Origin of the sequence: Vibrio hangzhouensis (assembly GCF_900107935.1) — a bacterium.
In the GTDB taxonomy this organism is placed as follows: Bacteria; Pseudomonadota; Gammaproteobacteria; order Enterobacterales; family Vibrionaceae; genus Vibrio; species Vibrio hangzhouensis.
Genome location: NZ_FNVG01000012.1, coordinates 127,198 through 153,433 on the forward strand (window position 1 = coordinate 127,198; position 26,236 = coordinate 153,433).

Annotated in this window: 16 protein-coding genes; 9 read left to right on the plus strand and 7 right to left on the minus strand. The window is 47.7% G+C overall.

The window, feature by feature from the left end:
• The first annotated feature begins 445 nt into the window (after positions 1-445).
• On the plus strand, positions 446-1,141 hold the full coding sequence (locus C4S60_RS13505) for a pirin family protein (RefSeq protein WP_103880881.1): 696 nt from the start codon (positions 446-448) through the stop codon (positions 1,139-1,141).
• 40 nt (positions 1,142-1,181) lie between these two features.
• Here the strand turns inward: C4S60_RS13505 and C4S60_RS13510 are convergent, their stop codons facing one another.
• Positions 1,182-1,790, minus strand: a complete 609-nt coding sequence (locus C4S60_RS13510; RefSeq protein WP_103880882.1) for a c-type cytochrome — start codon at positions 1,788-1,790, stop codon at positions 1,182-1,184.
• Positions 1,791-1,845: 55 nt separating this feature from the next.
• Positions 1,846-3,159, minus strand: a complete 1,314-nt coding sequence (locus C4S60_RS13515) for a molybdopterin-dependent oxidoreductase (RefSeq protein ID WP_103880883.1) — start codon at positions 3,157-3,159, stop codon at positions 1,846-1,848.
• A gap of 279 nt (positions 3,160-3,438) precedes the next feature.
• On the opposite strand from C4S60_RS13515, the gene C4S60_RS13520 reads away from it, so the two are divergent.
• The 4 genes from C4S60_RS13520 to rsgA all read left to right on the plus strand — a co-directional run bounded on the left by C4S60_RS13520 (position 3,439) and on the right by rsgA (position 6,281).
• Entirely contained in the window at positions 3,439-3,864 is a 426-nt protein-coding gene (locus tag C4S60_RS13520) for a hypothetical protein (RefSeq protein ID WP_146060871.1), read from the plus strand.
• The gene (locus C4S60_RS13525; RefSeq protein WP_103880885.1) at positions 3,861-4,475 is read left to right on the plus strand and encodes an SCO family protein; all 615 of its coding nucleotides are present in this window, start codon (positions 3,861-3,863) and stop codon (positions 4,473-4,475) included. The genes C4S60_RS13520 and C4S60_RS13525 overlap by 4 nt, the downstream gene beginning before the upstream one ends.
• A 22-nt stretch (positions 4,476-4,497) precedes the next feature.
• The gene (locus C4S60_RS13530; RefSeq protein WP_103880886.1) at positions 4,498-4,947 is read left to right on the plus strand and encodes a copper chaperone PCu(A)C; all 450 of its coding nucleotides are present in this window, start codon (positions 4,498-4,500) and stop codon (positions 4,945-4,947) included.
• A gap of 278 nt (positions 4,948-5,225) precedes the next feature.
• Complete coding sequence (gene rsgA, locus C4S60_RS13535; RefSeq protein WP_103880887.1) at positions 5,226-6,281, plus strand: ribosome small subunit-dependent GTPase A; 1,056 nt, start codon at positions 5,226-5,228, stop codon at positions 6,279-6,281.
• Between the two features lie 55 nt (positions 6,282-6,336).
• Here the strand turns inward: rsgA and C4S60_RS13540 are convergent, their stop codons facing one another.
• The 3 genes from C4S60_RS13540 to C4S60_RS13550 all read right to left on the minus strand — a co-directional run bounded on the left by C4S60_RS13540 (position 6,337) and on the right by C4S60_RS13550 (position 10,578).
• Positions 6,337-7,098 (minus strand): SDR family NAD(P)-dependent oxidoreductase, encoded by a 762-nt coding sequence (locus C4S60_RS13540; protein ID WP_103880888.1) that lies wholly within the window; start codon positions 7,096-7,098, stop codon positions 6,337-6,339.
• Between the two features lie 531 nt (positions 7,099-7,629).
• Positions 7,630-9,912 (minus strand): acyl-CoA dehydrogenase, encoded by a 2,283-nt coding sequence (locus C4S60_RS13545; RefSeq protein WP_103880889.1) that lies wholly within the window; start codon positions 9,910-9,912, stop codon positions 7,630-7,632.
• Between the two features lie 42 nt (positions 9,913-9,954).
• Complete coding sequence (locus C4S60_RS13550) at positions 9,955-10,578, minus strand: TetR/AcrR family transcriptional regulator (protein WP_103880890.1); 624 nt, start codon at positions 10,576-10,578, stop codon at positions 9,955-9,957.
• A gap of 674 nt (positions 10,579-11,252) precedes the next feature.
• On the opposite strand from C4S60_RS13550, the gene C4S60_RS13555 reads away from it, so the two are divergent.
• The 3 genes from C4S60_RS13555 to C4S60_RS13565 are packed head-to-tail and all read left to right on the plus strand — an operon-like array spanning position 11,253 to position 13,809.
• Positions 11,253-11,603: a phasin family protein gene (locus C4S60_RS13555; protein ID WP_103880891.1), complete on the plus strand. Its 351-nt coding sequence runs from the start codon at positions 11,253-11,255 to the stop codon at positions 11,601-11,603.
• A gap of 57 nt (positions 11,604-11,660) precedes the next feature.
• Positions 11,661-13,421, plus strand: coding sequence for a class I poly(R)-hydroxyalkanoic acid synthase (gene phaC, locus C4S60_RS13560; protein WP_103880892.1), 1,761 nt, complete (start codon positions 11,661-11,663; stop codon positions 13,419-13,421).
• The gene (locus C4S60_RS13565) at positions 13,411-13,809 is read left to right on the plus strand and encodes a MaoC family dehydratase (protein ID WP_103880893.1); all 399 of its coding nucleotides are present in this window, start codon (positions 13,411-13,413) and stop codon (positions 13,807-13,809) included. Before phaC ends, C4S60_RS13565 begins: the two co-directional genes overlap by 11 nt.
• Positions 13,810-13,927: 118 nt before the next feature.
• On the opposite strand, the gene C4S60_RS13570 is transcribed toward C4S60_RS13565, so the two are convergent.
• Positions 13,928-15,118 (minus strand): acetyl-CoA C-acyltransferase family protein, encoded by a 1,191-nt coding sequence (locus tag C4S60_RS13570; RefSeq protein WP_103880894.1) that lies wholly within the window; start codon positions 15,116-15,118, stop codon positions 13,928-13,930.
• Between the two features lie 451 nt (positions 15,119-15,569).
• Here C4S60_RS13570 and sstT point away from each other — a divergent pair, with 451 nt between their 5' ends.
• Positions 15,570-16,787, plus strand: coding sequence for a serine/threonine transporter SstT (sstT, locus tag C4S60_RS13575; protein WP_103880895.1), 1,218 nt, complete (start codon positions 15,570-15,572; stop codon positions 16,785-16,787).
• A gap of 62 nt (positions 16,788-16,849) precedes the next feature.
• On the opposite strand, the gene C4S60_RS13580 is transcribed toward sstT, so the two are convergent.
• The coding region (locus C4S60_RS13580) for a VCBS domain-containing protein (protein WP_146060872.1) at positions 16,850-26,236 on the minus strand (9,387 nt) is incomplete at its 5' end.

The following is a 26,236-nucleotide window of genomic DNA, read 5'->3' on the forward strand; positions in this document are numbered from 1 at the left end:
ATTTTACAACTTCTACTTTAGACGTATTTTCTATCCGCATTGTCAAATCATCTATCAAAAAGCGTAAGGTATTTATATACATTAAATTGCATACAACCCTACTTTATTTCAGGTTTTTAACCATAAGTTCTTTATGTGAGAATATTATGCAATTTCAGCTATGCCGCGTAGATAATTGACTGATGTTCTATGCTTGAGAAAGTCGTGATGACGGCTGAGCTAATCAACTGGGACTAAAAGAGCAGAAATAGTGAGATTATCTTCGTGATATAGCCGCAATATTACACTATGCAAACTACAATATGGTGAGACCCTATTGGTTTTGTTATATAAACCCTGTATTGCGAACTCTTTCAAAATATTCGAAGTAATCTTTCAAATCCTCCCCATTTTGCCTTTCATTTGTCCTGAGTAAACTGGCCTGAAGCAACGGGAGAATTCAATTATGATCACAAGACGTAATGCTCAGGATCGTGGGCAAGCCAACTTTGGCTGGCTGGACAGCAAACATACCTTTTCATTCGGCAGTTACTATGATGCTGACCATATGGGCTTTTCTGCTCTTCGTGTCATCAACGACGACAGAGTTAAACCGGGGGCCGGGTTTGATACTCACGGTCATCGCAATATGGAGATCATCAGTTATGTGCTGACAGGCACCATTGAACACAAGGATAGTGAGGGCAATGTGCAGACACTGCCTGCGGGTGAGTTTCAGTTAATGTCTGCTGGCAGAGGCATCTACCACAGTGAATATAATGCCTCACAAAGTGAAGATCTGACGTTTCTGCAAATCTGGATTGAGCCTGATAGCTTTGATACTCAACCGGGCTACCAGCAAAAAAGTTTTGGAAAACCGACAGGCTTGAATGCCATCGTAACCCCTGATGGTCGCGACGGGACATTACAAATAAAGCAAAACGCATCACTGTTTCAGCTTTTATTGGAGCCGGGTCAGACCATAAACTTTGCCATTGAACACGACAGAAAAATCTACCTTCATCTAATTGAGGGTGAACTGAATATTGGCGATACACTATTGACAGCAGGCGACGGTGCGAAGGTCGAGAATCAAAGTCAAATCAGCCTCACCAACCAGGGCAGCTCCGCGGTTAGTGCACTGCTTTTTGACCTACCTTAGCGTTTGTCGGGATCAAAGAGGCGCTATGCCCGCCTCTTTTCTAGCGCCCATAATACGTCGCCAGATAATCAAGTACTGCGTTCAGATCCTCTGGTTCCAGCGGTTCCATACCCTGTTCGTCGACCATCCATTCCAATGTCTCTTGCCAGCTGTCTCGGCTTAACCCCTGTTGTTTAACCAGATGCAGGGAGTGACAAGCCGAACAGACAGACGCCACCAACGCCATGTTGTCTCCCGGAGTCAAAATGCCGTCACCAACGGATTTCACCGGAGATCCCGCAGACTGTGTGGTCCAGTCCGGAGGGGAAGGATTTTTGGTCGCCAGCCAGGCGATGATGGCTGCCCGCGCACCTGGATCGGCTACGCCAGGGAACACCATGTTAGTGCCTGGTGCAAAGTCCGCCGGAGAGGTAAGAAAACTATCCAACGAATTTGCATCCCAATGACCCTGACGGCCTTTTAACGCCTCGCTGTATTTAAAGTCGGGATACCCCCCTACCTTCCGGTCTGCCAGCCCCCAGAGTGGCGGTCCAACCAAAGGTTTGCCATCCGGTTCAAACTGATGACATGCCTTACACACCATAGCCTGAGTTTCCCCCGCTTTGATTAGCGTGTCATCTGCATGCGCCGAAAAGCCCACCCATGACATCAGTAATAAACAGAGCGGGATACCCCGCTCTGCTGATCTCTTCCTAGTCACATGGTCACCCTTTCACTACCAACGCAATACGGTGGAATGTGTTATTTAGGTACCCCTTCGGATTCCAGGCGATGGCAAATGGCTGACTGACACCGGCATCGTCCGTTGCTTTGGCCCAGACTTCATAGTAGCCCGCTTGCGGGAACATTACTTTAGCGCTAAACGTCTGCCATGCTGCCACATTAGCAGGGTCCGCCAGATCCGCATCCATCCAGGTCGCACCAAAATCAATCGAAAGCTGAACTTTATCAACCTTTCTATCACCGGACCAGGCATGCCCTCTCACCATGACTTCACTGCCGCTTACCTCACTGTTGGTCTGCGGCGAGGTAATAAGAGATTTCACTGGCATACGCTCAATGATGTCAAAGTCTTCCGTTGCCACCTTCTCACCAGGCGCGACAGGACGATTGGGTACCCGATAGGCAGTCCCGGTCATCTTAGGCCCATCATGGACCTGATCCCGAACCTGAATGCGCGTCAGCCATTTCTGTGAACATGAACCTGGCCAACCCGGAACCACCAGACGCAATGGCGCACCATTCATGGGATGTAACGGCTCGCCATTTTGTTCAAACGCAATCAGGTTCTCTCCACTCATCGCTTTAGCCATAGGTAAACCACGGGAAATCGCCAGTTTGCCTTCCTGACCCGAGAGATGTTTATCCGCACCGTAATGAGCGGTATAGACCGCGCCCTCTTTTACGCCGGCCGCTTTCAATACATCGGCCAGACGCACACCTGTCCATTTCGAACACGCAACCGCACCATAGGTCCATTGATTCCCTTTCGCTTTCGGGTCAAAAAAAGCACGACCGTTACCACCGCATTCGACAACCAGCTGCTGTTCAACCACTTCAAAATTCTTTCTGAGATCGGCAATTGATAGGGTCATAGGCTTATCGACTAAACCGTCAATGGTCAGCGTCCAGGCCTCGGGATCCACTTCCGTCGGCGGTATCCCATTATTTCGAATGAAGTGATGACGGGTAGGCGTGATGTCGTCATTAAGAAGGTGGGGAGGGGTTTCTGCATTCATTGGCCTGTCATTAAGCACCGTCAGACCATCTTTGCCCTCAATCATGACGTCATCAAGGCCTTCTGCAAAGGCGGCAGGGATGATGCCTGCTGGCATATTACGGTGGAAGGGAATCGCCCCTCCCAACACCGCCGCCATGGTTGCTAAACCTGCGCCTTTCAAAAAGCCTCGTCTGTCTGGGTAAGTGACTCGTCCGAAGACTTTTTCATCCGCTGAGTCCGGATTGTTCTCATAGTATTTATAAATACCTTGCGGTGTTTTTTTCTCATCTTTGTTCATGTTGCGTTCCTTTTTACGTTAACGTCTGAACGGCCTCTACGTTAGGTAAATGACTCCTATATACGAATGCTAATCTCAATCACTTGGTTACTCTTTATAAGCAATCCCTTATAAAAGTAGTTGATGATCGGCATTGTTAACAACATTCCGTCCATTAACCTCTCAATTAGGTTTGAAAATTTGAGCACTGCCAAGCCATCAAAACTTTGGGTTACCGCACAGCCATAAAGACAAAATATGTTAGGATGCGGTTACGTTTCTTTTTTGGTTAGTAACAATTTGAACAACAAAGTAAAAGTCTTGTTTGTGGCGATCGCATTGGCCGCAGGGTTCTATCTGCCAGGCTTGCTAAAGCAAGTGCCCACTTCAGACGTTGACCTGACCAGTTACTGCATGCTGTCGAACGAAGTGTGCGAGCAGCAGGGCGTGAAACTAAGAGTAGACGCTCAACGCATCACCCCGCTGACCCCTATTCAAGTCGAAGTATTCTGGCCAAATGCCACAGCCGACACCCTTAATCTTGCTCTTCAGGGGCACGAGATGGACATGGGAGTCGTAAAATATCAGCTGACGATGATCAAACCTGATGTTTATCAGGGTGAAATCATTCTGCCAGTGTGCTCCGAAGAGCGGATGACATGGTTCGGCACAGTGTCAGACGGGGAAACCAACATTAACGCTGCGTTAAGGATGACCGCTCGATGAAGAAATTATGGATAGGCGCTCTTATCGGCGCTTTTGGTCTTGGCTTTGGCGCTAAGTTACTGGTCGACAAGCACAATGAAACACTGCTCAAACAAGCAGAACTTGCACAGTTGGCGAAAGTGTCCGAGTCGGTATTATTTGGTGAGGGCGGTGAACCTGTCGCTATTTTTGATGGCAGTGACCCACGTATTCGCATCGTTTATTTTGGCTTTACCCGTTGCCCCGATGTATGCCCAACTTCATTGGCTATGCTGGCGGGAGCCTTAAATCAAATCGATGACCAGGCTAAACAGACTCTGCGTCCCATGTTTGTTTCACTGGATCCAGAAAGAGATGCGGCTGAAGCCTCCGCTGAATATGCACATTATTTTCATCCGATGATCGAAGGCCTTTCTGCGCCACTTGACGTCACAAAACCGCTGGCTCACAAATACGGGGTCATCTTTCGCAAGACCGAACTGAAAGATTCAAAGCTGGGCTACACCTTGGATCACAGCTCTTATTTCTATTTTTTAAAACCCGACGGCACACTAATTGAAAAAGTGCCGCACACGCTGACACCAGCACCGATTATTGAAGCCATCAAGCGCATCAATAGCCAAGAAAAATAACACTAAAACAATGGACATAACCATGAAGCTCAACAAACTTGTACTTCCTATACTCGCTCTGGCCCCTTTATCTTTTGCACAGGCAGCCATCGACGTTCTCGATGCCTACGCACGAGCGACACCACCAAATGCGACAACCAGTGCCGTCTTTGCCACCATTGAAAACAGTAGCGATCAAGACCGTATACTCGTTCAGGCAGCCTCGCAGGCAGCCTCAGTCGTTGAACTTCATGACGTCATCATGGATGGCGATATGATGCAGATGCGTCAGGTAGAGAACATCGTAATTCCCGCTAATGGACAGACTATCCTCAAGCCAGGTAGCTTACATATCATGTTATTAGATGTTCAAAAGCCTTTAGCTGAAGGTCAAAATATCAATGTCGAGCTGACCTTTGCCAATGGCGAGGTGCAATCGCTCAGCGTGCCAGTGAAAAAAGTCATGGCTGGTATGAAGCACAAAGGTCACTAACAAATATCTCTGGCTGTGCTGTACATACGGTGCAGCCGTGCTACTATCCGCTATGACTTAATACCTGATTAAACCGGAGGAATTTGATGATTGTAATACACACCCACCCGGTAGAGTTGAACTACATCTAAGCGAGTGTTAATCCTAATTAAGGTCGTCGCTTGAACTGCCTGCTAACTTTGCCCGGTGATCACAACCGGGGTCTTGTGCAACCAGCACACACTTACATCGGTAAGTACCTGACCCTTATAAAAATAAGTCTATATTAGGTACTAACAATGCGTTCTATTTTTACCCATCCAATCGCGATCAACGAACTTGGCTGGAAAACCTATTTTCAACAACAACTCACTCTTGAAGAGTACGAAGGTATTATCTTCGGTCGTGTTATTGCCCACCATCGCAGTGGCTACATCGTCTGTACTGAGCAAGAGGAGTTTCACCTTGAGCATCATATCAGTCTCCCTCAAATGACGGTGGGTGATTGGATACTTCTGGATGAACAACATCGATTTGTGAGACTGCTCGATCGTAAATCTCTGTTTAGCCGCAAGGCTCCAGGCTCAAAGCTAGAGGAGCAATACATTGCTGCCAACGTCGACACTGTTTTTATTGTCTGTTCTTTGAACTTTGACTTTAATCTCAGCCGCATAGAACGCTACCTGACTTTGGTCAATGAAGCCAAATCAGAAGCAGTGATCGTGCTAACCAAAGCCGACCTATGCGAAGACGTAGAAGAGAAACGTCAACAAGTACAATCACTTGATCCGTTCTTGATGATAGAAACGGTCAACGCTTTAGAGATTGACTCTCTCCATGGTCTTCAGTCCTGGTGCGGTGTTGGTCAAACCGTGGCATTTATGGGCTCTTCTGGTGTGGGGAAATCAACACTCGTAAACACTCTAATGCAGGCACAGACGCAAGCGACGGGTGGTATTCGTGAAGATGACAGTAAAGGTCGACACACGACAACCTCTCGTTCAATGCATAAGATGCCAAACGGTGGTCTTCTGCTTGATACGCCTGGAATGCGAGAAATTCAGCTCACGGCAAGTGAAGAAGGACTGTCCGAAACCTTTAGTGATGTGGAAACCTTAATTGCTCAATGCCGTTTTGCGGACTGCCAACACACCAATGAGCCAGGTTGTGCCGTACGCAGTGCACTAGAAAGCGGTGAGCTAGATGAAAGGCGAGTAGATAACTACTTCAAGCTACAACGCGAACAAGCTAGAAACAGCGCCTCCCTTGCCGAAAAACGAACCAAAGACAAAGAATTTGGTAAGTTTGTCAAATCGGTACAATCAGAGAGTCGCCACCGTAAAAAAGGTTACTAACAAAACCAGATGAATGTAATAGAGAGAGGCAAACCTCTCTCTATTTTTGTTTTCGCTAAAGCACCAAACCACCGTCTACAGCCAGCACTTTGCCGTTGTAAAAATCATTCTCGACAATGAACTGTGCTGTTTGGGCAATTTCATAATCCTGACCTAAACTACGCACGGGGGCCATTTGTTCCAAACGCTGTAGCGCTTCGGGCTTCATTGATGCCGTCATCGCGCTGTAGCAGGCACCGGGAGCAATAGCCGCAGCTCGAATGTTATAACGCGCCAGTTCTTTTGCCCAAACAATCGCTAGCGAGGCAACACCCGCTTTAGCGGCACTGTAATTACTTTGTCCCATGTTGCCGTCTTTGGCGACCGACGAAATATTGATGATGACCCCTTGCTGTTTCGACGTGATCATCGCCTTCGCCGCTTCCTTGCCACAAACAAACGTCCCTGACAAATTCACATTGATCACTGCGTTAAACTGCTCCAGTGACATCTCATCAAGAATTTCCCCATCCTTCGCCTTGACCGTCAAACCATCACGAAGAATACCTGCATTATTGACCAGTACGTTGACCTTGCCGAGTTCGCTAAGAATGCTCATAAACGTCTCTTTCACCGCTTTTTCATCGGTAATGTCAGCGGCATAACCGCAAACCTTTCCGGCAATGTTCTCCAGCTCATTGACCGCTGTCACCAGTTGTTTAGCGTTGGCATCAATAAGCGCGATGTTCGCACCCTTTTCGGCAAAACGCTGTGCCATCGCAAAGCCAAGACCCTGAGCGCCACCGGTAATGACGACCACACTGTCTTCGATTTCCATATTATTTTCCTTTTCTGAGGTCACTTTCGAGAAGGCAAATATCGGAACCACTCACGGGCTTCGGACGCTCTCGAAAGGCGAACGACTAATCTCAATAAACACGGCTACGTGTTTGAATTTATTATCGGATATATATCGACTTGGCTTCTGACTGTACCGGTCACCGCTCATCCATGAGGGGCATTAATCAAAACCTCATTAATTCTACGCACAACATCGTCCCATCCCGCAACTCCTTTTTTGCTCAAAAACTGAACTCAGTGCGTCTGTAACACGCATAATGCGCGCCGGAACTCAAAATAGCCAACTGGTCTTATCAGTTTGAATAACCAAAGATTTTCATTAAGTTGGGGTTATTTTAGCCGTGGGGATAACGATGTGTCTTCAGGCCGAGAGGTTGATGGCAAAGTTCAGCAAGTCGCCAGTCATCAAATAATTAGATGTGTTTAAAACATCACTCAGGCAGGCCGCGCTACCATCAGGAAACGAAAAAAAGCAGCGCCAGATTGGCGCTGCCTGACTGCTTGGTGATTAAGCGGCATTATTAAGTGTTGGCTCTGTCTTTGTACCGGTTAATGTGGTCTTCATATCATGGCTGAAGTGGTCAACCTGAATCGCTCGGTAACGTAGTGCATCAGCAGCTTCAATCTGGGCCACTTCCTCTGCGGTGAGCACCTTGGCTTCAAGTGCCTGAGCCAGACGATCTTTCAGAAGACCTTTTCTGGCCACAGTACCGGCCTTAACACCAGCGGCTAACTTCTTCTCCAGCCCTTTGATGTCATGCATGGCAACAAACGCGCTCTCTAATAAACCAATGCTGTCAGGGTCGTCTTTGCCCACATAACACAGATGTGTCAGACGATCACGAGCCTCACCCGGAACCATCAGCTTATTAGCAATACGCAAGGTGACCTTATCATCCGGCAGTTTGTAGTGGTTGCCAAGTGGGAACAACAATGCCTTCAGCGTCTTACCGGCAAAACCACTTGGGAAGTTGCGGTAAGCCTCATTCAGAGACTTAGCTGCGTGATAGAAGCAATACTCCACTGCATAATCTACATGGTCTAAATCTGCTTCCAGACAACCTTCATCCTGATATTTCTTCAGTACCGCAGACGCCATATAGAGGTAAGACAGTCCATCCCCCAGACGAGCAGAGATGAGCTCCTTACGTTTTAGTTCACCGCCCAGCGTTAGCATGGCAAAATCAGCGCTCACCGCCAATGCCTTACTCAGACGCTTAAGGTTCTTGTAGTGACGTTTAGTCGGTCCACTTACCGGTGAGGTTGTGAACATAGAACCCGTGGTCGCCGCAAATAGACCGCCAATAGAGTTCTTCGTCGCATGACCGATGTGCTTGAACAGCAACTTATCAAACGCTTTCAAACCTTCCTGGTGGTCCGGATTAGCTGCAGCTTCCATTTCCTGGAATACATAGGGGTGACATCGTGTCGCGCCTTGTCCAAAGATCATCAGGTTACGGGTCAGAATATTCGCGCCTTCCACCGTGATCGCGACAGGTACGCCCAGATAAGACGAAGACAAGTAGTTCATTGGACCACACTGGATCGCACGTCCACCGTGAATATCAAACGAATCGTTAATCAAGGTTCTGGCAATCTCAGTCATGTGATACTTGGCGATTGCCGTGACAATACCAGGCTTTTGGCCCTGATCCAGTGCTGTGGTTGTCAGTGTTCGCGTCGCCTCTAGCAAGTAGTTCAAACCACCGATACGACCCAGGGCTTCTGCAACCCCTTCAAACTTACCGATCGACATGCCAAACTGCTTACGAACATAGGAATAAGCGCCGGTCGTTCTTGCTGTCAGGTGTCCGATAGCGGTACCCAGCGCTGGCAAAGAGATACCACGACCCGCCGACAAACACTCAACTAGCATTCGCCATCCTTTGCCGGCATAGTCTGCTCCACCAATCAACCAGTCCATTGGGATAAAGACATCTTCACCCTGAATCGTACCATTCATAAAGGCCAGGTGTAGCGGGTCATGGCGCTCGCCAATCACAACACCAGGGTGGTCAGTTGGAATCAATGCGCACGTGATACCTACATTGGTTCTGTCACTTAACAGTTTGTCTGGATCCAACATCTTGAACGCCAGTCCCATTACCGTCGCAACTGGGGCCAGAGTGATATAACGCTTATTCCAGTTCAATCGGACACCCAGGACTTCCTGGCCATTGTATTCACCATAACAAACCACACCCGTGTCCGGGATGCCGCCCGCGTCCGAACCAGCTTCAGGACCCGTTAAGGCAAAACAAGGCGTGTCGGTGCCATCTGCAAGGCGGGGTAACCAGTAATCACGCTGAGCCTGAGTACCGTAGTGAGAAAGGAGCTCACCCGGACCCAGAGAGTTTGGCACCATCACGGTAATCGCTGCGCTCATACTGCGAGTCGCAATTTTGGCAACGATCGTTGAGTTGGCATGAGAAGAAAACTCGCGGCCACCGTATTCTTTGGAAATGATCAACGAGAAAAAACGCTCTTTACGTAGGTATTCCCATACTTCCGGCGAAAGATCTTTGTATTCTTTGACAAACTTGTGTTCATCCAGCATTGAAAGTAAGGTTTCCAGCTGGTTATCAATGAACGATTGCTCTTCTTCCGTTAGCGTGGGTTTTGGATATTGATGTAATGTATTGAAATCAGGACGCCCTGAAAACAGCTCCCCGTCCCACCAAACGCCACCGGCTTCCATGGCTTCTCTTTCAGTATTTGATAATGGTGGTAGCACTTTTTTAAAAAGATTGAACGCAGGTGCACTGATTAAATTTCTGCTCACGAAACCCATATCACGATTCCTTTTGTTTAGTTACGTTATTGTTTTGTCGCACTATTTTTCAAATCCAGCTGATATATATGAAATCGCTCGGTCGACAATATTTATTGGTTGTGCTTCTATATTTAATGAGCTAGATGCCAGCTCAGATAATGCTTGGCTAGATGCACTGGCAAATACAAATGCACCTAGAGAAAAATGAAGTTTCCAGAAAAGTTGCTCGCGATTAATTGCCGGATTGGCTTTTAAAATAGACTCGGTAAATAAGCTGAGTGTTTTTCCATATTGAGTCACAATGAACCATCTTAAATGGCCCTGAATATCACTGTAACCATTCGCAACAAGGAGCAAGAACCTTCCCATACCATTCGGTTGCAACTCATTAAGGCCGACTAACGGCATTTTCACGGAACTAAGCACCTCTTCAACGGTAAAGCTATCTTTCTGATTAAGCGCGATAAGTTGCTGATGTAACTCAGGCATTAGCTTCACCAGATATCGGTTTAGAATCGCACGAACAAGTGTTTTCTTGTCCCCAAAGTGATAATTCACCGAAGCCAGATTAACATTAGCTTTGGTCGTGATCTGTCTGAGCGAAGTATTGCTATATCCTTGTTCAACAAATAACTTTTCAGACATTTCCAATATCTTTTTTTTGGTTCCAGCTCTGGCACTCATAGATTTAAAACACTCGTATCAAACGGTGGTTTTAATATATCCCTCAACCAAAAAACAACAAGTGATTAACATCATGTTTTTTAAAATTAACAACGGCCTGTACCGTTAAAGAGGTACATGACAATGAATGACTATGAGTAAAAAATTTCAGTCGGCCTGAACACCTCTAGTTGTAACAATTATAAATCACATATTTATCAATCATTTACATTAAAACCTCGAATTAACCCTTCTATTAAAATCATTGTGTTAAGTGTTCGCTACGATGCAAAAGGTGAATCCAGTGCGCACCAACAGGCACGGAGGCGAGATTGTCTTTCCAGGGTGGAATGTAAAATATTTCTAACATTTATCGTTCAAAATGTGACCAGGGACAAATTTATTAAAACTCATAGAAATTCGAATTACCCTAACTTTCAAACGACATAAAAATATATTCCATAAAACTAAGACCTTTATTTACCTGTACTTATAACGTCGCGCCTAATAGGCAATTAAACACATAATCGATCAAAACCCTATTTGTGACGGTTTTATTTCGTTGATTGTGCTGATGACAATCGATGTTCAATTCTTCACAATAACCTCATTCAAACGTTTGTTTGAATTTTTCATTGATATAAATCAAAGCCCGATAAAGTTTATTAGGTCGAATTCAAAAAAAGGAATTAACCATGCAAAATCAAGCTGCACTAGAAGCGGTTAACGCTCAACTTCAAACTGTTCTTAACCCATTCGCAAGCTTTAGCCAACTGGTTGCGAAGAACGTTGAAACGCTATCAAAAATGCAATTGGAAACATTGACAGCTTACAGCGAGCTAACTAACGAAAACCTACAAAGCCTTGTAGCAATCAAAGAGCCACAAGACCTTATGAACCACGGTAGCAAGCAACTAGAAATCATCTCTAAAGTAAGCCAACGTCTGCTTGAAGATGGCCAAAAGCTAAGCCAAATCGGCAACGACTTTAAAGCGGCTGTTGATGAAATTTCTGCGACAACAATCAACACCAAAAAAGACGCTTAATCGTTGGGGCGGTGCTTGTCACCGCCTGTTTTAACCATACTTAGCAAGGATGGGAAGATGGACAAAACACCTCCGTTCCAAGATGTTATCGATAACTACTTCCAAGCCACTCAGAGCTGGCTTGGCGCTTTTCAAAAACCTACTCAGTCCACCATCTTCAAATCGCAAGTGGAGGACTGGACACAACTCGCACAATCTGTAGCAAGTAATCCAACCAGTATTCTTGAGCAACAGATGAATTGGTGGAATCAACAGATCAACCTGTTTAATGACTGCATCCTGTCAGCTAATAATCCGCAAGACAAAGAGACGGATCCCCGTTTTCGCGACGAAAGCTGGTCATCCAATCCGCTATACAGCTATATCAAAGAAAGCTACAAAATGGTTTGTAAGACGGTATTGGAGACCATTAGTAGCACTCAAGATCTAGATCCTGAGACGAAAGAGCGTCTCGAATTCTTTGCGCGCCAATTTTTGAATGCCATGTCTCCGAGTAACTTTGTGACTACAAATCCAGAGATCATGAAGCTGACACTAGAGTCAAACGGAGAAAATCTGGTTAAAGGTCTGGAGCAACTGCAAAAAGACATGAGCAAAAGCGTTGATATGCTCAATATTCGCATGACGGACAGTGACGGATTCATCGTTGGCGAAAATATCGCGGCGACGGAAGGAAAAGTGGTCTACAAAAACCACATGTTTGAGCTGTTGCAATATCAGGCCACAACCTCGGAAGTCTACAAACGTCCAATGATGATCGTTCCACCTTTTGTGAACAAGTATTACATCATGGATCTGAATCAGCGTAAGTCCTTCGTGAAGTGGCTAGTCGATCAGGGACACACAGTATTTATGGTGTCTTGGGTCAATCCGGACGCAAGTTACAGAGACACTGGCTTCGGCACCTATATCACCGAAGGTATTATTCCAGCACTTGATGCGATTGAAAAAGAAACAGGTGAACGTGAAGTCAATGGACTCGGTTACTGTATTGGTGGCACGCTGCTAACGACGGCCATGGCCTACCTGGCAGGTAAGAAACGCAAGCAACGCATCAAGTCCGCCACCCTGCTCACCACGATCCTTGATTTCAAACAGCCAGGTGAACTTGGCATCTTCATCAACGACCCGATGATTTCCGCTATCGAAGCGCAAAATAACATGCAGGGTTATATCGATGGGCGCCAAATGGCAGTGTCGTTCAGTTTACTGCGTGAAAATAGCCTGTACTGGAACTACTACGTCACCAACTACCTCAAAGGTGAGAAGCCGATGGCGTTTGATTTGCTGCACTGGAACAGTGACAATACTAACGTACCGGCCAAATGCCACAACCAAATGCTGCGTCAGTTCTATCTTGAGAACAAACTAAGCCAGTCTGGTGAGTTTGAAGTAGATGGTGTCACTATTGATCTGGGTAAAGTGAAATCCCCAACCTTCTTCCTATCGGCTATCGAAGATCACATTGCGCTATGGAAGGGCACTTATAAAGGGACCGAACTGCTGGGTGGTCAAAATACTTTTGTACTGGCAGAGAGTGGACACATTGCAGGTCCTATGAATCATGCCGATTCAACCAAGTACGGTTTCTGGACTAATAAAGACGTCAAAGCCGATGCTGATACTTGGTTGTCAAAGGCGGACAAACACACCGGTTCGTGGTGGAATCACTGGCAAGAGTGGTTGGACGCTCGCAACTTCTCCGAGAAACAAGAAGCTCGTATTCTTGAAGGGGAAATGGATGCACCGGGCGTTTACGTCAAGCAACGTATTGAGGATGTACTGAGAAATTCAGAGGAGCAACCAGATGCCGCTTAGTATTGGTCAACAGGCAAGCCTGACAAAAACTTTAGATAAAGCAGCGGTAGAGCAGTTCGCTTCTCTAGCTGAAGATTACAATCCGGTTCACTTAGACGAAGCGTTCGCGGCGATGACGCCTTTCGAGGTACCAATCGTGCATGGCATGCTGGGTGCGAGTCTGGTCTCTGGTTTGCTAGCCTCGAAGATCCCCGGCCCAGGCGCAATTTATCTTGGTCAAACACTGCAATTCACCTCCCCCATTCGAGTTGGTGAAACGGTCACGGCGCGTGTAGAAGTAAAAGAAGTGAGAGAAGACAAACCGATTGCTAAGCTGATTACTGAAGTGCTTAACGAACAAGGCAAAGTGGCGATCAAAGGAGAGGCAACCGTTCTGCTCCCTAACTAATCGTCTGTTTACAGAGTTCCCTACCAGTTTGGACGGCGTTTGCCGTCCTTTTTTGTTCTGACGCTTGCCAGATCAAAAAGTCCGGCGTAAAAGCCGGACTTTTTCTCATCGGTAAGCTCTAGCCTTCGCAGTTTTTAAACAGTGCCGCGATGCCCTGACCACCACCGATGCACATCGTGACCACCGCATAGCGGCCGTTGATGCGTTTCAGTTCGTACAGAGCTTTAACGGAAATCAATGCCCCTGTCGCACCTATAGGATGCCCCAGACTGATGCCAGAACCGTTCGGGTTCACTTTCTCAGGGTCAACACCCAACTCTTTCACTACTGATAATGCCTGAGCCGCAAAGGCTTCGTTCGCTTCCCACACATCAATCTGCTCAGCCTTAATGCCTGTCTTGTCAAGCAACTGCCTAACCGCCGGAACAGGGCCAATGCCCATGACTGCTGGGTCTACTGCCGCAATCGCGTAACCGACCATGGTCGCCATCGGTTTTAAGCCTTTCGCCGCTGCTGCTTCTTTCTCCATCAATACAAGCGCTGCCGCCCCGTCATTGATACCAGAAGCATTGCCCGCGGTTACCGTTCCTTCCTTTTTGAATGCCGGCCGCAACTTGGCCATATCTTCGATCTGACAGTCCAGTCGCACGTGTTCGTCGCGATCAAACACCGTCACACCACGACGGGTTTTCAGTTCAATCGGCAGGATTTGCTCAGTAAAGCGTCCTTCCTGCTGCGCAACTTGTGCACGTCGGTGGCTTTCCTGAGCACACATGTCCTGCTCTTCCCGGCTAATGTCGTACTTGTCGGCCAGATTTTCCGCTGTAATACCCATATGCACATCGTTAATCGGGCAAGTCAATGCACCTACCATAGGGTCAACCAGTTGAGTATCACCCATTTTGGCGCCAAAACGGGCGCTCGGCATCCAGTAAGGCACCCGGCTCATGGACTCCGCGCCACCCGCAACGGCAGCATCACAGTCACCCAGCATGATCATCTGAGCCGCAGACACAACCGCTTGCAAGCCCGAACCACATAGACGGTTAACTGTAAGAGCTGGTGTTTCTATCGGCAACCCGCCTTTCAAAGCCGCCACACGACTCATGTACATATCTCTTCGGTCACTGTGTGTCACACTGCCAATCACGCAATGCCCGATGTCCTTTCCATCCACTCCCGCTCTTTTTACTGCTTCTGCGACGACTTTGCCTGCCAGCTCGGTAGGTGCAACATCTTTTAAACTACCACCAAAATCCGCTATGGCGGTTCTGACACCACTTAATACAACTACTTCACGCTTGTTCATTGGCTCTCCATGTAATGTTTTTGTAGGGCAACCCTGTTTCGGGCATACAACATTTTAACATTCACAGAACAACACCCCACTTCCGACAACACAGAAACATTCGAATGTTTAATCGGTCAGACGGAAAACCTTCTCAATAATCAATACAAGCGAGATTTATATGCACATAAACTCACTTCAACCTGGTCGAATTTACGCATCAAACCAACCACAAAAATATAAAAAAATGCCACAACAAAAGAACAAAAAACCATAAAACGCAACATAAAGCACAAAATAACACTAGATTTAAATAAAAACTAGACACATAAATTTGCATGGATAATATAAAACGCGCAAACACACTTTTTTACAAAATAACATTCACCCAACGCTCAAAGGGCTCCCTAACTACAATGATAGGAGCAGCCCGACATTGTTGAGGTGGATAAAACCATTACAGGGATAAAAAATGCAAAGTTCTAGCTTGTTAGTCCGCTATGCCAACGGCAATCTGGTCGTACAGATCCTGGCGGGCATCATTTTTGGTGTTATCCTCGCCGTAGCGGCTCCTGCAACCGCACAAAGCTTCGGCATGCTGGGTAGCCTCTTTGTCGGTGCGTTAAAAGCTGTCGCCCCAATTTTAGTATTCATTCTTGTTGCAGCTTCTATCGCTAATCAAAAGAAAAACCAAACCACTCATATGCGCCCAATCGTGGTGCTGTATCTGATTGGTACGTTTTCAGCAGCCCTAACGGCTGTCGTACTGAGTTTCCTATTCCCAACGGAACTCACCCTTGTGGCAGGCGCTGAAGGCGCGACACCACCGCAAGGCATTGGTGAAGTTCTGCACACGCTGCTGTTCAAGCTGGTCGACAACCCAGTGAGTGCTTTAATGAACGCCAACTATATCGGCATTCTGGCATGGGCGATTGGTCTGGGTCTGGCACTGCACCATGCCTCTGATACCACCAAAGCGGTCTTCGAAGATTTAAGCCACGGCGTCTCTCAAATCGTGCGTTTTATTATTCGTCTGGCGCCGTTCGGTATTTTTGGTCTGGTTGCGAATACCTTTGCGACTACAGGTTTCTCCGCTCTAGCAGGTTATGCCAAACTGCTGTTTGTCCTGTTGTCAGCAATGGCCATCATCGCGCTTATCGTGAACCCACTGATTGTTTATATTAAAACTAAACAAAATCCTTATCCGCTGGTTTTCCTATGCCTGCGTGAAAGTGGCGTGACTGCCTTCTTCACCCGCTCAAGTGCAGCAAACATTCCTGTTAACATGACGCTATGTGAGAAGCTGAATCTGGATGAAGACACGTATTCAGTATCTATCCCGCTGGGAGCGACAATCAACATGGCAGGTGCTGCGATTACTATCACTGTGTTGACGCTCGCGGCAGTGCACACTATGGGCATTGAAATCGATATTCTTACTGCACTGCTACTTAGCATCGTTGCTGCAGTATCAGCATGTGGTGCATCTGGCGTTGCTGGCGGTTCACTGCTGCTAATTCCCCTTGCCTGTGGTCTGTTTGGTATTTCCAACGACGTTGCGATGCAGGTAGTAGCGGTAGGTTTCATTATCGGTGTGATTCAGGATTCTGCAGAAACCGCTCTTAACAGTTCAACAGACGTCGTGTTTACGGCAGCTGTATGTAAAGCCGAGCAAAACAAACTGAGCTAAGCCTCTACTCATAAACAAAGGGCTGTGCATTCCGCACAGCCCTTTTTGTTTATAATATTTGGTTACGGATCCACTTTAATAACGTGCATCATATCAAGCTGATTCAGTAATTCTGACTGATGATGGCCTGGGTCATTAATGACACTCGCATCAGAAATACCTAACTCATTCCAACCAATACCCTGCAAGGTAATATCCGTCTGTTCCCCATTGTTGGTCACACTGATAACGGTAGTCGCTGCATTGCTATCTGAGTCATCATTTACTTTGACAGTGATATTGCCCAATAAGTCGGTAAGATCATTGTGCTGGGGCAGTAAATCGGAGATATCTAACAGGTCGTCTCCTATATGGAAGTCTGTAACGGTTTGCTGCGCGGGATGCAATATCGTTCCAGCCGCCTCTTCGGTAAAGATGAACAGATCATGCCCGTGACCTCCTGTCAGGATGTCATGACCGCCTCCTCCGTAGATAAGGTCACTCTCATCGGTACCCGTCAGTACATCATCTGTGCTCGATCCTACCCGAATTTGGTCCGGTAACGTTAGCTGCTCAGATTGATGCAGAGCTAAGATGACTTCAGTTGGTGTCATGCTATCGACTTCCACCTGTGACAAACCCAGTAGTGATGTCAGCGTCACTCCTTCCAGGACAATAGATTGCAATACCGTGCCGCTATCGCTGATCTCAATAACCGTATCCCCCGACTGCTCATGAACACTCAACTGGTCTGTCAGTAGCAGATCGGCCCTGAAATCAACTGCCGTCAGATCAACGACGTCGTGCTTCACGGTAGGATCAGTGGCTAAAAAATCACGGACATCAAAGTCTTTAATCGTATCCGTTCCAGCGAGATTTGCGGTTTCCCAACGGAAACTGTCTTGTGAGTCGTTATCTGCACTGATGCCACCACCAATAGGGATTGAATTACCAAACAGCCATTCATCATCCGCTGTCGCAGTAAGAATATCGTCGAGAGCACTATCTCCACGCAGACCCGGATTACCCGTCACTGCAATGGTGATTGGTTGTACGCTATTCCCGCCGGTGGCGCCATCAGAGGCTTCAATGTAAAAGGTGTCTATTTCAGTCTGGTTTGCGGCCAGAGCATTACTGCTGCCAGCAAGTAATACATATGCCCATACCCCTGTCGCAACGTTAAAGGTTAGCGTTCCGTAATGGCCGATGGCGGTATAGGTATCGCCATTCAATGTTCCGTTACGCAGCGAACGAGTAACGACAGCACTATCCACATCGATGATGTTCACTGTACCAGACACAGAATCTGTCACACCTTCCTGGACGCCTTCAGAAAAATCACCCGTGATACTTGGCGCATCATTGGTACCCTGAATGGTCACTTTAACCGTTGATACCGTGCCATCCACAGACTTCACTTCAAAGGTATCATCAACCGATTGACCGACATTTAAGCGATCAAATGATTCGTTAGCGATATAGGTCCAGTGGCCGTTTGCATCGATAGAGAACGAACCGTAGATCCCCACTTTGCTACTTGGTATGAAAGTATTATCCGCGTTATCAACGTCACTAGACGTTAGGGTATCGGTAATCGTCAACGCAGCATCGGTTTCAGCACGCTCTACAGAAGCGACACTTACCGTTGCGGCATCGTTTGTCCCTTCAATCTTCACAGTTACACTGGTTGGTGTGCCATCAATCGTAGTCACAGCAAAGGTTTCTTCAACACTTTGACCAACATTCAAAGAATTGAATGCTTGGTTAGCAACAAACGTCCATTCGCCATCGGCATCAATACTGAACGTACCGTATGTGCCTTGCTTATTGCTTTGAACCGTAAACGTATCGTCAGGGTTATCGACATCTGTAGAGTTGAGATTGCCTGACATCCGCAGTGGCGCATCGGTTTCGGCATAAGCTTGCGACTCTGGCGCGACTATCGCTGCGTCGTTGCGGCCTTCCACGGTAACTTCGATGGTCTGCTTGATAGCATCACCTTGAGCCACACCACCAACTAAGCTTTCAATGAACAGGTCAAAGTTTTCAGTGACAGGACCATCGTTAAGACTGTTGGCTTTATCTTGGTCTAGTACATACTCCCATTTGACGCTTTCCGGTGTATCTCCCGCAATCAGCTTAAGTGTTCCGTACATGCCTTGAGTTTCCGTCATCATACCGGAGTTACTCAAGCTGTAGCTGTGAGTATCGTTATGATCAACGTCCGCTATCGTTACCACACCATTAGCCGTGCCAGATTCTGCTCCTGCTGGATCTTCATGTACGGTTCCGGTCGCAACGGTATTTTCAGCGACAATAGTTGCAGCATCGTTGGCACCCGTCACTTGGAAATTGACAGTAATGGTATCGGAAGCGCCGTGTTCATCCGTGACTTTCACTTGATAGCTCAGTGGACTGGACAGCGTTTCACCTTGTGATAAATACTCAAAATCACCAGTCAGATTAAAGGTCCAAGCGCCAGTCAGCGGATCAACCGTCAGCTCGCCTCTAGGATCACCCGATACCACTTGCCAGTGATGACTGTCTGCAACATTCACCGTATCAACATCACCTGAGTCGAAGTTACCTGTCAGCTGCGTAGTGGTGTTTTCTGTCGCCATTTGCTCGCCAATAGCCACAATTCGCGGCGCATCGTTAGTACCGACAATAGTGATATTGATGACGTGTTCATTGGACTCTTGAGTACCCGTTACACCTGAATTATCTGTCGCGACAACACTCACCTGAATGGTTTTGGTCTGTCCTTTAGCTAACGCATTGATCTCTGGGTTGTTCTCATCAACCACAAACTTCCAGTGACCCTTGTTATCAACGATGAACGTACCAAGGCTTGAATCTTGTTTGACCGAAAAGGTATGAGTATCACCAACATCAACATCGGAGACCGTGACTTTACCTGCCGCGGTGCTGCCCAAGTTATCGCTCACAGAGCCTGAAGCCGAACCAGATACGGTTGGCTGATCGTTAGAGCCGACCACCGTGACTTCCACCGTCTGAGTCACTTCCGCACCAAATTTGTCGGTTGCTCGTATGGTGAACTCTTCGGTTACCGTGACACCTTCGCCCAGTGCCTGAACGTGAGGCTGGTTGTTATACAATACGTACGACCAGGTACTGGTTGTCGGATCGACAACAAAGCGGCCATATGTACCGTCCAGATCCACCGGGGTCAGTGTCACGACGTCATTGCTGTCCACATCGTCAAGTACAATAGATTTGGTCACGGAAACCTGAGCGCCACTCATCACATCTTCTGTCACCCTGCCATTATCCGTTGACATGGTCGGTGGCTGGTTTTCGCCCTGAATATGAATGGTCAGCGTTTGGGTTGCACTCTCACCTTTCGGGTCAGTGACCGTAACATTCCAAATTTGGTCAATGGTTTCATTCGCCCCAAGTGCAATGATGTCCGGTTGAGTCGGATCGACTTCATAGGACCAGGTACCGTTAGTATGGAAAGTCAACTTGCCGTAGTCCGCGTTCACACTGTCTTCTGCTATCGACCAGGTGTGATGACCGCGGTCTTCTACGTCGACATCAGTAACGGTGAGTCGACCGGATATGGTTTGATCCGTATCGTCAGCAATAATCGTTTTTTCAACGTTTGCACGCAGTGATGGTGCGTCATTCTGACCATGCACATTGACGACAATTTCCAGAGTTTGCGGGAATCCGTTATCGTCAACCAGTGTCTTGCCGTACTGATCTACGGCATACACTTCGAACACGTCCTGACGCGTTTCTCCTACCTGTAGCGACTGAACCGCCTGACTGTCATTATCTAACGTAAATACCCATGAACCGTCCTGATTCACGACAATGCTGCCATAAGCACCAGATCCGTCCACCAGAGTCCAGGTTATCTGATCGCCCAATCCCAAATTCGAATCTAACTGGAGTGATCCTCCAGCATCTTGAGAGGTAATTTCAATCGACGCATCACCCGTGCCCTTCTGACTCGTATCACCGTTATCTTCGTCCACGCTAAAGGTCTCAACAACAATCTTAGCGTCACCGACATTGGGATTGTCAGCGTCTTCAGCCGTTCCCACGATCTGAACTTTGACTTCCCGACGGTCGGATACCGTACTTGGATCTTCATTCGGGTCAGTATCCTTCACCGTCACAAAGAAAGTATCAAACACTTCTTTACCGGCGGGCAACTCTACGGTTGGATCAAGGATATAGGTCCACTCTCCAGTATCAGGATCAATGGACAAAGTGCCATAAGCCCCTGTGGGGTTGCCATCAATCGCCCACTGGTGTGTATCCCCCAGATCCGCATCCTCGACCCCAAGCATACCTGACAGTGACGTCGTCACATCTTCCTGGGCAGTTCCCAGTAAGATGGTATCGTTCTGTGGCTGGCTAGTGTCAGTCTCGTACGTTATCTCCGGTTTGTCTGCTGTACCGCGAATGGTCACCGTCACTTCCACGTAGTCATCTACGGTCTCACGATCTGGGCGACCATGGGCATGCCCACCACCTTGCCCAGGATGGGTCACCTCACGAGGCACAACAATACGCCACACTTCTGTAGCGGTCTGGCCCTCATCCAGGCCCTGTGTCAACAGAGAGTCGTTGTCTAGCTGATAAATCCAGTGGCCAGGGCGGTCGGGGTCTTCTATTAACTGACCGTAGACGCCTCCAGACTCAGCAATAATTTCACGATAACCAGTAGGAAGCTGCTGACCTTCGCCCTCCAGCTTATCTTCTTCTTTCACATCTGTAGTCACGCTATCAAGAATATGAGGATGCTTATGATGCTGGTGACCATTGCCGTTTCCGTTGCCATTGCCATTGCCATGGCTCTGACCCGCTTCCAGACCATCTGCCTGACCAATAACATTAACGGTGATTTGCTGACGATTAGACACGCCACCATCGTTGTCCGTGGCCACGACATAAAACGTCTCCTGAGCGGTCTCACCTGACTCCAGAGCTTGGGTTGCCGCCTTGCTGTTGTCTAGCACGTAAGTCCATTTACCACTGTTGTCCAGCGTCAGCGTACCGTAAGTACCATTGCCGGTCGTTTCAATCGACCAGGCTTTAATGGAACTATTGTTGTCAACATCGGTGGCCACTAACTGGCCATCGGTGCGCGATAGGTCGACGCCATAGACATCACTGGTACCATCTTCAACAACAGTGCCTGTAGATTCGCCATGTATGACCGGAACGTCATTACGTCCCTCGATCGTGATCGTAATATCCTGAGTGATTGTGGCGCCATTCTGGTCCTGAGCAATCACGGTAAAGACTTCGGTTTGGGTTTCCCCTTCGGCCAGTGACTGCAATAGATGGTTCTTAGGTGTGAACTGCCAGTTGCCATCTTTGTCGATGGACAAATCACCACGCTGACCCGTGTAGACGTTGTGCGTTTGCCCTTCAGCAATCACAAATTGGGCAAAATCATCGTTATCGACATCGGTCAACACAGCCTGTCCGGTCACAGGAGTCATATCGTCCGAGGTATCATTGGTTCCATTATCTTCAACAAATCGACCACTGATTTCACCACTCACGGTAGGTGCATCATTCTGTCCTTCAATTCGAATAGAGACCGATTCTTTTGAACTTGCCCCATGATGGTCAGTGACTGTCACTTCAAAAGTATCCGTCAACACTTCTCCAGGCTTCAATGCGTTGATTTGTGACAGCTTATTGGGTTGGTCATAGGTGAATGTCCAACGCCCATCGGAACCCATAATGAGCGTACCATAATCGCCACGTCCCTGATTCGCGTCCGTCAGAGTCCACTGGTGGGTATCATCAGCATCCACGTCACCGTGTTCCAGCTGTCCGCTTGCTGTATATTGGCCCGCTTCAATTGCGTTCTCGAAAATGGTTTGGGTTGTTGCGCCACCGATCACTGGCGCATCATTCGCGCCCTCAATGTTGATCTGGATTTGTTGAACCGACTCGATGCCATATTTGTCCGTGACTCGCAGTGTTACTGTATCGCCACCTGGTAATCGATCACCTTTGTCGAGCGCATCGACCTCAGGATGGCGATTATTAAGCACGTAACTCCAGGTACCCGAAGACTCATCGAGACTAAAGGTGCCATACTGACCATTTTGTATGATGCTCCATGAGATCACCTCCCCCATGTCGGGATCACCTGCCCCAATAACATGATTGTTGAGTTGCTCCGTTGTTGGAATACCGGACACAATGGTTCCTGTCAGAGACGTTCCGTCTTCAATGACGGTATACTGCGGCTGAACCACAATTTCTGGTTCCGTATTGGTGCCCGCGACGGAAACGGTGACCGTGATAGTATCGCTTAATCCTCCCGCATCGGTAACAATCACCTCAAAACTGTCTGTTACCGTCATACCAGGCGGAATGGATCGCGTTGCCAACAGGTCACTGTCCAGTTGGTATGTCCACTGCCCGTTATCATCTACCGATAACTGACCATAGGTGCCGGTCGCTTTTCCGTTTACCGGGTTTTCACCCTGAACCTGCCAAGAATGGGTATCGGTAGAATCAATATCAGTTACGGCAAGGTTACCCGTCGCTACCTCACGTCCTGGAGTGTCTTCGATAACGCTGCCTGTTGTGGTGCCCGCGAGTTCTGGCGCATCGTTCGTTCCAGAAATATTGATTGTAATGGTTTGAGTATCAGAACCATTGGATTGACCAGAGCTGTCTTTAACCGTGACAGTAAAGGTTTCCGTTAGCGGTGTATCACCCGGTCTTAATGCTTGCACAGACGGGTTGCTATTATTGAGCGTGTAAGTCCAATCACCAGTCACTGGATCGATAGAAATGGTACCAAACTGCCCTTTTCCGGTATTCAAAGACCATGAGTGTGTGTCATTAGTATCGACATCCCCTGGATCAAGTTGACCGACAAATTTAATTGGCTGAGAGGGGTCATTATTTGGGAAGTCATCTTCGGTAACACTACCTACGAAGTCTCCGTTGATGATTGGCTGATCATTGCTCCCCGTAATATTTAGAGTGATGGTTTTTTCATTAACCGCACCGAACTCATCGGTCACTTTGATGGTAAATGTTTCCGTGACCACTTCACCGTGTGCCAATGCTTGCACTTTGCCACTTTGAGCGCTGGACGTTTCCAGATCGTATCGCCATGTGGTGACACCGTTAGCATTGTCAAAAATAGTCAGAGTGCCGTACTCACCAACACCACCGTTACTATCAGTAATTTCCCAAGTGTGGTCGTCGTTAGCATCAGGATCTCGGTCTTTCAACGTTCCCGAACGAGATTCAACATCATCTTCGATTAGGTTAGTATCGCCATTGATTTTAATTTTTGGCGCGTCATTGGTACCGGTAATATCAATGGTTACGACTTCTGTACTCACAGCTCCGAACTCATCGGTCACTTTAACATTGAACGTAAGCTCTTTAGTTTCGCCTTCTCTTAAAGCTTGGGTTTCTCTCGAGCCATTCTTCAATACGAACTTCCACTGGCCATCCGGCTGAACTACAAGGTTTCCGTATGGTGTTGAGCCATTATCAACTGAGAAAGTCAGCCGAGCGTCTGCATCGATATCAGTGCCGTGCAATGTACCAGCGGCAATTCGAGTACCAGCGACGACAGTGCCGTCATCTAAATTTCCAGCCTCGACCACAGAACCACTTAAGTCATTGGCATTGGTAAACGTGGGTTGATCATTCGTCCCTTGTACTGAAATAGTAATGACTTCAGTATTTAGCGCACCCAACTCATCTCTTACCGTAACGGTAAAGTGAATATCCTGAGTTTGTCCCTCTTTGAGCGCCTGAGTTTCGGGAGAGTTATTATCTAATGTAAAGGTCCATTGACCATCTGGTAAAACAACTAAGTTGCCATAGTCACTACTACCATCATTAACGTAGTATGTTAGGTTACTGCCAGCATCTGCATCAAAGCCAACCAGCGAACCTGTCGCTTGAGTGACGCCAGATACAATCGTACCGTCATCATTGTTTCCGGCCTCAATTACGGTTCCAGCTAAATTGCTGGCGCTCGTGATCTGTGGTTGATCATTGGTCCCTGCAATATTGATTTTGACGACTTCAGTATTTACGGCGCCAAACTCATCAGTGACCTTAACCGTGAATGAAAGCTCTTTGGTTTCATTTTCTCTCAGCGCTTGTGTATGTGCAGAGTTGTTGTCTAATGTGAACTTCCATTGGCCATTTTCCTGAACCACCAATTCACCGTAATCATTGCTTCCATTATCCACGGAGAACTTAAGCTGAGCATCCGCATCAACATCTGTCGCGGTCAATGTACCAGCGGCAACGGCAACACCCGCAACAACCGTTCCGTTATCCAAATGTCCGGCCTCTGTGACGGCCCCATTAAGAACACTAGAACTAGTAAATGTCGGTTGGTCATTCGTGCCCTTAATTGTAATGGTGACGGTTTCAGTGTTAATCGCGCCTAATTCATCCCGTACTTTCACCGTGAAAGTAACATCGTGGCTCTGACCTTCTTTCAAAGACTGCACCTGAGAAGACGTATTATCCAGAGTAAACTTCCAGTCACCATCATCGTCAACAACCAATGTGCCATAGTCACTGCTGTCATCATCGATTGAGAAAGTGAGGCTTGAGCCAGCATCTACGTCAGCACCAATCAGCGTGCCTTCAACCTCTGCAGTACCAGTAACTGGCGTACCATCATCTTGATGTCCCGCTTCTTTTACATCGCCAAACAGATCACTTGATTGGGTTATCGTTGGCTTATCATTAGTACCTGTGATGGTAATTTTGACGACTTCAGTATCAGTCGCGCCAAATTCATCGGTCACTTTGACCGTAAAGCTAACGTCTTTGGTTTCGCCTTCTTTGAGTGCTTGCGTCTCGGTTGTAGTGTTATCCAGCGTAAAGGTCCATTGACCACCTTCTTGCACCACAAATTTACCGTAAGGGCTGTCGCCATTGTCCACAGCAAACTTCAACTGCGCTTCTGCATCCACATCATCCGCGACTAACCTACCCGTGGCGGTAGATGTGCCTGCTTGAGGGTTACCCGCATCATCGTGACCCGCTTCGGTCACGGCGCCCACTAGTTTACTGCTGGCATTAAATGTTGGCTGGTCGTTGGTGCCCGTAATGGTGATGGTCACGGCTTGTTCGGTCACCGCCCCTTTATCGTCGGTCACTTTTACCGTGAAAATGACGTCTTCCGACTGACCTTCTTTCAGCCCTTGGGTGGCGTCTGAGTTGTTATCTAAAGTGAACGTCCATTGACCGGTCACCGGATCGATAGCGAAGCTACCGTAGTTGCTGCTGCCTTCAGCGCTGAACGCCAGAACGGAGTCAGCATCCACATCACTCGCTTCAAGGGTGCCCGTCGCACTTGGCGTGCCAGACACCACGGTGCCGTCATCTTCGTGCCCCGCTTCTTTGACCGCACCCGCCGTCAGGCTGCTGCCAGCAATAGCAGGGACATCGTTGGTACCCGTGAGCGTAATGGTCAC

Bases quoted from the DNA above. Each gene is read 5' to 3' on its own strand.
- C4S60_RS13505 (WP_103880881.1), top strand. From the start codon at position 446: ATGATCACAAGACGTAATGCTCAGGATCGTGGGCAAGCCAACTTTGGC.
- rsgA (WP_103880887.1), top strand. From the start codon at position 5,226: ATGCGTTCTATTTTTACCCATCCAATCGCGATCAACGAACTTGGCTGG.
- C4S60_RS13540 (WP_103880888.1), bottom strand. From the start codon at position 7,098: ATGGAAATCGAAGACAGTGTGGTCGTCATTACCGGTGGCGCTCAGGGT.
- sstT (WP_103880895.1), top strand. From the start codon at position 15,570: ATGCAAAGTTCTAGCTTGTTAGTCCGCTATGCCAACGGCAATCTGGTC.
- C4S60_RS13510 (WP_103880882.1), bottom strand. From the start codon at position 1,790: ATGTCATGGGTGGGCTTTTCGGCGCATGCAGATGACACGCTAATCAAA.
- C4S60_RS13570 (WP_103880894.1), bottom strand. From the start codon at position 15,118: ATGAACAAGCGTGAAGTAGTTGTATTAAGTGGTGTCAGAACCGCCATA.
- C4S60_RS13550 (WP_103880890.1), bottom strand. From the start codon at position 10,578: ATGAGTGCCAGAGCTGGAACCAAAAAAAAGATATTGGAAATGTCTGAA.
- C4S60_RS13565 (WP_103880893.1), top strand. From the start codon at position 13,411: ATGCCGCTTAGTATTGGTCAACAGGCAAGCCTGACAAAAACTTTAGAT.
- phaC (WP_103880892.1), top strand. From the start codon at position 11,661: ATGGACAAAACACCTCCGTTCCAAGATGTTATCGATAACTACTTCCAA.
- C4S60_RS13525 (WP_103880885.1), top strand. From the start codon at position 3,861: ATGAAGAAATTATGGATAGGCGCTCTTATCGGCGCTTTTGGTCTTGGC.
- C4S60_RS13545 (WP_103880889.1), bottom strand. From the start codon at position 9,912: ATGGGTTTCGTGAGCAGAAATTTAATCAGTGCACCTGCGTTCAATCTT.
- C4S60_RS13515 (WP_103880883.1), bottom strand. From the start codon at position 3,159: ATGAACAAAGATGAGAAAAAAACACCGCAAGGTATTTATAAATACTAT.
- C4S60_RS13555 (WP_103880891.1), top strand. From the start codon at position 11,253: ATGCAAAATCAAGCTGCACTAGAAGCGGTTAACGCTCAACTTCAAACT.
- C4S60_RS13530 (WP_103880886.1), top strand. From the start codon at position 4,498: ATGAAGCTCAACAAACTTGTACTTCCTATACTCGCTCTGGCCCCTTTA.